This window comes from uncultured Schumannella sp. (assembly GCF_905479755.1).
Lineage (GTDB): Bacteria > Actinomycetota > Actinomycetes > Actinomycetales > Microbacteriaceae > DCRR01.
Genome location: NZ_CAJQNT010000040.1, coordinates 23944 through 33065 on the forward strand (window position 1 = coordinate 23944; position 9122 = coordinate 33065).

Sequence of the window (9122 nt, forward strand, 5' to 3'; positions counted from 1 at the left end):
ATCCCGAGGAGCGGCGCGTGAGTTCGCGGATTCCCCCGGTCCTCCGCCCAGAGCACCCCACCCCGCGCGCGGTCGCGGTTCTCGCCCACGAATTCGGGCTCGCCGTCGACGGCTCGCTCGAGGGTCTCGAGATCACGGGCGTCACGCTCAGCACCGCTGAGGTGCGGCCGGGCGATCTCTACGTGGGTGTGCGCGGGGCGCGCAGCCACGGCGCCGCCTTCGCCGAGGCCGCACGCGACGCCGGCGCGGTGGCGATTCTGACCGACGCCGAGGGCGCCGAGCTCGCCATCGGATCGGGGCTTCCTGTGCTTCGCGTCGAAGATCCGCGCGGCGCGCTCGGCGAGATTTCGGCGTGGGTCTACCGCACGCACGACGATCCGCCGCTGCTGTTCGGAACGACCGGCACCAACGGCAAGACCTCGACCTCGTACCTGCTCGAAGGCATCCTGCGCCAACTGGGCCTGGTGACCGGGCTCAGTTCGACCTCCGAGCGTCACATCGGCGAGCTGTCGATCGTCAGTCGGCTCACAACGCCGGAGTCGAGCGAGATGCATGCGCTTCTCGCGCGCATGCGCGAGGCCGCGGTGCGCGCGGTGGCGATCGAGGTCAGCGCCCAGGCGATGTCGCACCGGCGCGTCGATGGTCTTCTGTTCGACGTCGTGGGCTTCACCAACCTCAGTCACGATCACCTCGATGACTACCCCGACTTCGAGGCCTACTTCGCGGCCAAGCTCGCGCTCTTCACGCCCGAGCACGCCCGACGCGGCGTCGTGTGTCTCGACACCGAGTGGGGCGCGCGCGTCGTCGATGAGTCGCACATCCCGGTGACGACGATCGCGACGGTCGGTCATGCCGAGAACGCCAACGACGCGGCCTGGAAGGTCGAGATCCTCGACAAGGCGGCGACGTTCACCGAGTTCCGGCTGACCGGGCCCGACGGCCGCTCGCTCGTGACGCGCGAGCCGCTGATCGGCTGGCACATGGCGGCCAACGCCGCGCTCGCGATCGTCATGCTCGTCGAGGCCGGGTTCGAGCTGTCGGCGATCGAGGCGGCGCTCGACGCCGACGGCGGTGTTCAGGCGACACTGCCGGGTCGAACCGAACTCGTCTCCGGGGAGCGCGGCCCGCGCGTCTACGTCGACTTCGGGCACAGCCCCGCGGCGTTCGAGAACACCCTGGCTGCCGTGCGCGAGTTCACCCCCGGCCGCACCATCATGGTCTTCGGCGCCGACGGCGACCGCGACGCCACCAAGCGTCACGAGATGGGACGCGTCGCCGCCGAGCACTCCGACATCCTGATCATCACCGACCACCACCCGCGCTTCGAAGACCCTGTCTCGATCCGCAAGACGCTCCTGGAGGGTGCCGCCCTGGCGGAACACCAGCCGGAGACCCACGAGGTCAGCCCACCCGAGGCCGCGATCCGTGCCGCGGTCGCCTTGGCGCGTGAAGGCGACTCGATTCTGTGGGCGGGACCGGGGCACCAGGACTATCGCGACATCCGCGGCGTGCGCACCGAGTACTCCGCTCGAGACGAAGCGCGCGAGGCACTGCGCGAGGCGGGATGGTCATGATTTCGCTCACGGTGGCCGAGATCGCGGAGGCGGTCGGGGCCCGGATTCCGGATGGCGCCGCCGAGACGGCGGTCGGAGGTTCGGTCGAGACCGATTCGCGGCTGGTGACGCCCGGCTCGATCTTCTTCGCTCTCCCCGGTGAGGTGACCGACGGGCATCTCTTCGCCGAGGCGGCCGTCGAGAACGGCGCCGCCCTGGTGATCGCGGAACGGCCGCTCGAGTTGAGCGTGCCGGTGCTCGTCGTCGCCGACGGTGTCGTCGCCCTTGCGGCGCTTGCGCGCGACGTCGTCGCGCGCGTGCGCTCGCTCGGCCGGCTCCGGGTCGCGGCCGTCACCGGATCCAACGGCAAGACGACCACCAAGAACCTGCTGCGCGCCATCCTGGGGGTCGAGGGGCCGACCGTCGCGCCGGAGGGATCGTTCAATAACCACGTGGGCGCGCCGATCTCGATGTTGCGCGTCGACGAGAGCACCGAGTACCTCGTGGTCGAGATGGGGGCGAGCGGTGTCGGTGAGATCGCGCGCCTGATCTCGATCGTGACGCCCGACGTCGGCATCGTGCTCAAGGTGGGATTGGCGCACGCCGGCGAGTTCGGTGGCATCGAGCAGACCGAGAAGGCCAAGTCCGAGATGGTGCGCGACCTCCCGTCGAGCGCGGTTGCGGTGCTGAACGCTGACGACTCGCGGGTCGACAAGATGGCCGAGCTCACGCGGGCGCGCATCGTGCGCTTCGGGCATGGCGCCGAGGCCGACCTGCGCGCGCTCGACGTCGAGACCAGCATCACGGGAACCCGCTTCACTGTGGAGGTCGACGGGGCGCGCCACGCGGTTCAGCTCCGCATCCTCGGCGAGCACCACGTCTCGAACGCGCTGGCCGCGCTGTGCGTGGCGCGCGAGTTCGGCATCCCGATCGAACGCGCGATCGCCGCGCTCGGCTCCGTGCCGCGTGCCGAACGGTGGCGCATGGAACTGCTGGATCCCGGAACCGGCATCACCGTGATCAATGATGCGTACAACGCGAGCCCCGATTCGATGGCCGCGGCGCTTCGCACCCTTGCGCAGATCGTCACCCCCGAGCAGCGCTCGGTCGCTGTGCTCGGCGAGATGGCGGAGCTCGGGGAATTCGCCCTCGAAGAGCACGATCGGATCGGGCGTCTGATCGTCCGGCTGAACATCCACAAGCTCGTCGTGGTCGGCCAGGCCGCCCGACACATCCACCTCGCGGCGGGCCTCGAAGGTTCGTGGGACGGGGAGTCGGTCCTCGTCGACGACATCGACGCGGCATACGATCTGTTGCGTGAAGAACTTCGAGACGGCGACGTCGTGCTGGTGAAGTCATCCAAGTCCGCGGGTCTCCGCGTCCTCGGCGACCGCCTGGGCGGGGTGACCGCCTCGTGATCGCGCTGCTCATTGCGGGGGGATTCTCGCTCGTCTTCACGCTGCTGCTGACCCCGCTCTTCGGACGGCTGTTCAAAAAGCTCAGCTGGGGTCAGTTCATTCGTGACGACGGGCCGGAGTCGCATCACGCCAAGCGCGGGACTCCGACGATGGGCGGAATCGTCTTCATCGTCGGCAGCATCCTCGGGTACCTCGTCGGGCACGGGGTCTCCGGCGTTCCGTGGACGATGGTCGGCGTGCTCGTGCTCGGCATGATGGTCGGCGTCGGCTTCATCGGCTTCATCGACGACTTCTTGAAGACCCGCAAGCAGCAGAGTCTTGGACTCGGCGGCTGGTCGAAGATCATCGGCATCGTCGCCGTCACGACGATCTTCGCGTTCCTGGCGATTCACCCCGAGTTCCTGGACGAGAACGGGCTCACCCCGGCCTCGACCTACATCTCGGGTTGGCGCGACATCGAGTGGCTCAACCTCTTCACGTTCGGTCCGGTCATCGGCATGGGGCTCTTCATCCTCTGGGTGAACCTCATCACCGTGAGCGCCTCGAACGGCGTCAACATCGCGGACGGCCTCGACGGTCTCGCGAGCGGGGCCTCGATCTTCGCGTTCTCGGCCTACATCTTCATCGGCTTCTGGCAGGCCAACCAGTCCTGCTTCAACGACCAGATCGACCCCGTGGTGTTTTACAAGTGCTACGAGGTGCGCGATCCGCTCGACCTCGCCGTGGTCGCGGCGGCGATCGCGGGCAGCCTCGTGGGCTTCTTGTGGTGGAACACCTCACCGGCCCAGATTTTCATGGGCGACACGGGATCGCTCGGCCTCGGCGGCGCGCTCGCGGCGCTCGCAATCCTGACCCGCACCGAACTGCTCCTCATCCTGATCGGCGGTCTCTTCTTCGTCGTGACGGGAAGCGTCGTCGTGCAGCGCGTCTACTTCAAGATCACGAAGTGGACGCTCGGCCAGGGCAGACGCGTGTTCTTGATGAGTCCCCTGCATCATCACTTCGAGCTCAAAGGCTGGGCGGAGATCACCGTCGTCGTGCGGTTCTGGATCATCGCCGCGCTGTTCGTCGCGGCGGGAGTCGGCGCCTTCTACCTCGAATGGGTCAGCCGCTGAGCCCGGCAGCTCCCTCGCACCGGCTCGCGACCCTCGCCAGCTGGAATGCCGACTGGTCGGGGTTGCGGGTGGCGGTCGTCGGTCTCGACGAGGTCGGCTTCTCGGTCGTCGACACGCTCGTCGAACTCGGCGCCGACGTCGACGTGATCCCCGTCGCGTCGACGCCGAATCTGCTCGAACTCGCGACTGTCATCGGTGCCCGCATCCAGCTCGGGGTCCCCGAGGAGACCGGACTCGAGAGCGTGCACGACCCCGAGCTGCTCATCGCCAGCCCGCGCGTGCCGCGGAGCCATCCTGCGCTGCAGGGGGCCGTCGATCGCGGCCTCCCGATCTGGAGCGACGTCGACCTGGCCTGGCGGGTGCGTGACAAGTCCGGGGATCCCGCGCGCTGGCTCACGATGACCGGCGGCTCGTCGACCTCGCAGGTCGCCTATCTCACGGCGTCGATGTTGCGCGAAGCGGGGCTGCGCGCCGCGCCGGCCGGCGGAGCGGGCGTCCCGGTCCTCGACGCGATCCGCGATCCCGCGGGATTCGATGTGCTCGCGGTGGAGCTGTCGAGCCGACAGCTGCACTGGGTGGATGTTCGCGCCGCCGAGTCGATCGCGCCCGAGGCGAGCCTGGCGCTCGACGTCGCCGCCGATCCGAGCGACTGGCACGAAGGCGCCGAGGCCCACCGAGCGGCGCTCGCCAAGATCTACGAGAACACCCGGCTCGCGTGTGTGTACAACCTGGGCGAGCCGGCGACCCGCGACGCGGTCGAAGAGGCTGAGGTGCAGGAGGGCGCGCGCGCGATCGGATTCGGCCTCGGGATCCCGGGGCCGAGCGACGTCGGGGTCGTCGAGGGGATCCTCGTCGATCGGGCTTTTCTCGAGGAACGCCGCTCCCACGCGCTCGAACTGGCCACCACGGCAGATCTCGCGGCGGCCGGACTGTCGACCCGCGAGGACTTCCGTGACGTGCTCGCCGCCGCCGCCCTCGCCCGTGCTGCCGGGGTCGAGCCGCGCGCGATCCGCGAGGGAATCCTCAACCGCGTGCACTGAGCGCCGAACTCGGTTCCGACGACACGCGCGCCCGCCGCGAAGCCGGGGAGCGACGCGGCCGCAGACTGAGAGCGCGCGGTCCCGACGCGCGTTCGAGAGGAGTGGCGGTGACTTCCACCCGACCGGGTCGTTCCCAGGGCCCCGGTACCCCGCCCGAGAGACCAGTGCGGAAGGCCGTCGTCGCCGTCCGGCTGCTGTTCGCCGCGGAGACGCGCGAGTACTTCGTGCTTCTGGGCACGACCATCTTCCTCGTGGTGTTCGGCCTCGTGATGGTGCTGTCGTCGTCCTCGATTCAGTCGCTCGTGGACGACGGAGACGTGTTCTCCCGCGCCGCGCGCCAGGCGCTGTTCGCGGCCGTCGGCATCCCGCTGATGCTGCTCGCGGCCCGCGCCCCGATCTCGTTCTGGAAGAAGTGGGCCTGGCACGCACTCGGCCTCGGCATCCTGCTTCAGCTCTTGGTGTTCACCGGCCTCGGCACGGGCTACGGCGGCAACCGGAACTGGCTCGACATCGGCGGCTTCTCGCTGCAGCCTTCGGAGCTGGTCAAGCTCGCGCTCGTGGTCTGGTTGGCGTTCATCCTGACCAAGAAGAGCGCGCTGCTGAACGAGTGGAAGCACGTCGCGCTGCCCATCCTCCCGGTGGCATTCGGCGCGATCTTCTTCGTGCTGCTCGGCAATGACCTGGGGACGGCGGTGATTCTGCTCGCCCTCACGCTCGGCGCGCTGTTTTACGCCGGCGTGCGGCTTCGCATCGTGGGCGCCCTGGTGGCCGGGTCCGCCCTCATCGGCATCCTGGTCGCGCAGGGGAGCGCCTCGCGTCAGCAGCGTATCGAAGCATGGCTCACCGGGTGCACGCGCCCCGAGGACTACGAGCTGCACTGCTGGCAGACCATCCACGGCTGGGAGGCGCTCGCCAATGGCGGCATCTTCGGTCGCGGTCTCGGCAACTCGCAATACAAGTGGTTGTGGATCCCGCACGCCGAGAGCGACTTCATCTTCGCGATCGTGGGGGAGGAGCTGGGCCTGGTCGGAGCGCTGTTGGTGCTGGTGCTCTTCGCGGTGCTCGCGGTCACCTTCGTCCGCATCGTGCGCATGAACCGCGACCCCTTCGCCAAGATCGCCACGAGCGCCGTGATGGTGTGGATCGTCACCCAGGCCTTCGTGAACGTCGCCGTCGTGCTCGGCCTCCTGCCCGTGCTCGGGGTGCCCCTGCCCTTCATGTCGGCGGGCGGCTCCGCGCTCATCTCCTCGTTGCTTGCCGTCGGCGTCGTGCTCTCGTTCGCGAGGCACCGGCCGGATGCCCCAGAATCGAGTCGCGCCCCTCAACGCTCGAACCCGGGAGTCCCACGCTCGTGACCACGTATCTCTTCGCGGGCGGCGGCACCGCCGGCCACGTCAACCCGCTGCTGGCGACCGCCGACCGGCTACGCGACCTCGAACCGGAGGCGCGCATCCTGGTGCTCGGCACGGCGGAGGGTCTGGAGGCGCGTCTCGTGCCCGAGCGCGGGTACGAACTGCTCACGATTCCCCGGGTTCCTTTTCCGCGTCGGCTGAACCGCGCGGTCCTCAGCTTTCCCGGAGCGTTGCGCGCCACGATCACGGGCACCGAGAAGTACCTCCGCGAACATGACGTCGAGGTGGTCGTGGGCTTCGGCGGATACGCAGCGGCTCCGGCCTATCTCGCGGCGCGCCGCGTCGGCATCCCGATTGTCGTGCACGAAGCCAATGCGCGGCCGGGGATGGCGAACCGGCTCGGTGCGGCGCTCACCCGTTTCGTGGGGGTGACCTTCGCCGGAACACGGCTGCGCCACGGTCGCGTCGTCGGTCTTCCGCTGCGGCGCGAAGTCGAGTCGCTCGACCGCGCGGCCGCGCGGCGCGAGGCCCTCGAGATGTGGGGCCTCGACCCCGCTCGCCCGGTGCTGCTCGTGACGGGCGGATCGACCGGTGCCCGCCGCCTCAACGAGACGGTGTCGGTCAGCGCGTCCGAGATCCTCGGCTGCGGCTGGCAGATCCTGCACATCACGGGCTCGCGCAGCCCCGTCGCCGATCCGCACCTCGACGGCTATCACCTGCTCGAGTACTGCGACCGGATGGAGCTCGCCCTCGCCGTCGCGGAACTCGCGGTCTCCCGCTCGGGCGCGGCGACCGTGAGCGAGTTGGCGGTCGTCGGTGTGCCCGCCGTGTTCATCCCGTATCCGGTGGGCAACGGCGAGCAGGCCTGGAACGCGCGCGATGCGGTGGTGGCCTCGGGCGCCCTCGTCATCGCCGATGCGAACTTCACCCCGGCGTGGATTCGCCGCGAATTGGTTCCGCTGCTGCTTGATCGCGCGCGGGTCGCCCGGCTGGCGGCGGGAATGGCATCCACCGGGGTGCGCGACGGTGCCGACCGGATGGTCGCGCTCGTGCGCGAGGCGCTCTCGGCGACGTCGACTAACGTGTCATCGTGATCAAGCCCGACCTGTCTCTGGAGTTGCCCGCGACACTCGGGAGGCTGCACTTCGTGGGGATCGGCGGCTCGGGGATGAGCGGCATCGCGCGGGTCTTCCTCGAGTCCGGCTATGAGGTCTCCGGGTCCGACCGCAGCGACTCCGCGACTCTCGACGGCCTGCGCCACCTCGGGGCGACGATCTTCGTCGGCCACGCCGCGGACCACCTCGGCTCGGCGGACACGGTGGTGGTCACCGGTGCGCTCTGGGAAGACAACCCCGAGTACCAGGAGGCGCTGCGACGCGGCCTGCCCGTGCTGCACCGCGCGAACGCGCTCGACTGGCTCATCCGTCACCATGGCGATGCCGCGCGTCGGCGTCTGATCTCGGTGGCGGGCGCGCACGGAAAGACCACCTCGACGGGGATGGTCGTGACGGCGCTGGCGGCCCTCGATGCGGACCCGAGCTTCGTCAATGGCGGCGTGATCGCCGGGCTCGGGCGCAGCTCGCGTGCGGGCTCGGGGGAGTTCTTCGTGGTCGAAGCTGACGAGTCCGACGGGTCCTTCGAGCTGTACGACACCGCGGTGGCCCTCATCACGAATGTCGACGACGACCACCTGGACCATTACGGCACCGCGGCTGCCTTCGAGGATGCGTTCGTGCGCTTCGCCGACGCCGCGAGCGAACTGGTCGTGATCTCGAGCGACGATGCCGGAGCCGCGGCGGTGCGGGCTCGCCTCGCGCATCCGCGTGTCGTGACCTTCGGTGTGGCGGAGTCCGCCGATGTTCGCGTTCTCGACCTCGTTGCCGAGGGGCCGGTCAGCTTCACGGTGCGGTATCTCGGTGTCGATCACCGTGTCGCGCTTCGTGTCCCCGGCGCGCACAACGCGCTGAATGCCGCGGGCGCGTTCGCGGTGCTGGTCGGTCTCGGGTTCGAGCCCGCGGCCACCGCGCGCGCTCTCGAGGAGTTCGATGGCACGGGGCGGCGGTTCGAGTGGCACGCGACCGTGCGCGGTGTCCGAGTCTTCGACGACTATGCGCATCACCCCACCGAGGTCGGGGCGGCGCTCGCCACCGCACGATCGGTCGTCGGGACGGGACGAGTGATCGCGGTCCACCAGCCGCACCTGTTCAGCCGCACGCAGGCGATGGCGGGCGAGTTCGCCGAAGCCTACGAACAATTGGCTGACCACACGATCGTGCTCGACGTCTACGGTGCGCGCGAGGATCCGATCGAGGGCGTGACCGGTGCGCTGGTCGCCGATCGGTTCCGCGATGCCTCCCGCGTGGATTTCGTTCCGGATTGGCAGGCGGCCGCGGATCGCGTCGCCGAGATCGCCCGCGAGGGAGATCTGGTCATGACGCTCAGCTGCGGCGACGTCTACCGGATCATTCCGCAGGTGCTGGAATCCCTCGAGGCCACGGCTCCCGCCCCGGCGGGGCGGAGCACGTCGGCGTGAAACGGCCCGAGGGCTTCGATCGCGCGCCGGAGCCGCCGGCACGACGCGGCGGCGCCTCGTCCGGTGACCGCGCGCGACGCACCCCGCCGGCGAAGCCGGCTGCGGCGCCGC

7 protein-coding genes are annotated in these 9122 nt (G+C 69.6%); all 7 read left to right on the plus strand.

Annotated features, from left to right (window positions below):
• Positions 1-17: 17 nt before the first annotated feature.
• The 7 genes from QZ258_RS10875 to murC all read left to right on the plus strand — a co-directional run bounded on the left by QZ258_RS10875 (position 18) and on the right by murC (position 9011).
• Positions 18-1574, plus strand: coding sequence for a Mur ligase family protein (locus QZ258_RS10875; RefSeq protein WP_294181430.1), 1557 nt, complete (start codon positions 18-20; stop codon positions 1572-1574).
• Positions 1571-2971: a UDP-N-acetylmuramoyl-tripeptide--D-alanyl-D-alanine ligase gene (murF, locus tag QZ258_RS10880; protein WP_294181432.1), complete on the plus strand. Its 1401-nt coding sequence runs from the start codon at positions 1571-1573 to the stop codon at positions 2969-2971. Before QZ258_RS10875 ends, murF begins: the two co-directional genes overlap by 4 nt.
• Entirely contained in the window at positions 2968-4086 is a 1119-nt protein-coding gene (gene mraY, locus QZ258_RS10885; RefSeq protein WP_294181433.1) for a phospho-N-acetylmuramoyl-pentapeptide-transferase, read from the plus strand. Before murF ends, mraY begins: the two co-directional genes overlap by 4 nt.
• Complete coding sequence (locus QZ258_RS10890) at positions 4071-5126, plus strand: hypothetical protein (protein ID WP_294181435.1); 1056 nt, start codon at positions 4071-4073, stop codon at positions 5124-5126. Before mraY ends, QZ258_RS10890 begins: the two co-directional genes overlap by 16 nt.
• Before the next feature lie 107 nt (positions 5127-5233).
• Positions 5234-6481: a putative lipid II flippase FtsW gene (gene ftsW, locus QZ258_RS10895; protein WP_294181437.1), complete on the plus strand. Its 1248-nt coding sequence runs from the start codon at positions 5234-5236 to the stop codon at positions 6479-6481.
• Positions 6478-7572, plus strand: a complete 1095-nt coding sequence (locus QZ258_RS10900) for a glycosyltransferase (protein ID WP_294181439.1) — start codon at positions 6478-6480, stop codon at positions 7570-7572. The genes ftsW and QZ258_RS10900 overlap by 4 nt, the downstream gene beginning before the upstream one ends.
• The gene (murC, locus tag QZ258_RS10905) at positions 7569-9011 is read left to right on the plus strand and encodes a UDP-N-acetylmuramate--L-alanine ligase (RefSeq protein WP_294181441.1); all 1443 of its coding nucleotides are present in this window, start codon (positions 7569-7571) and stop codon (positions 9009-9011) included. Before QZ258_RS10900 ends, murC begins: the two co-directional genes overlap by 4 nt.
• Positions 9012-9122: the final 111 nt, after the last annotated feature.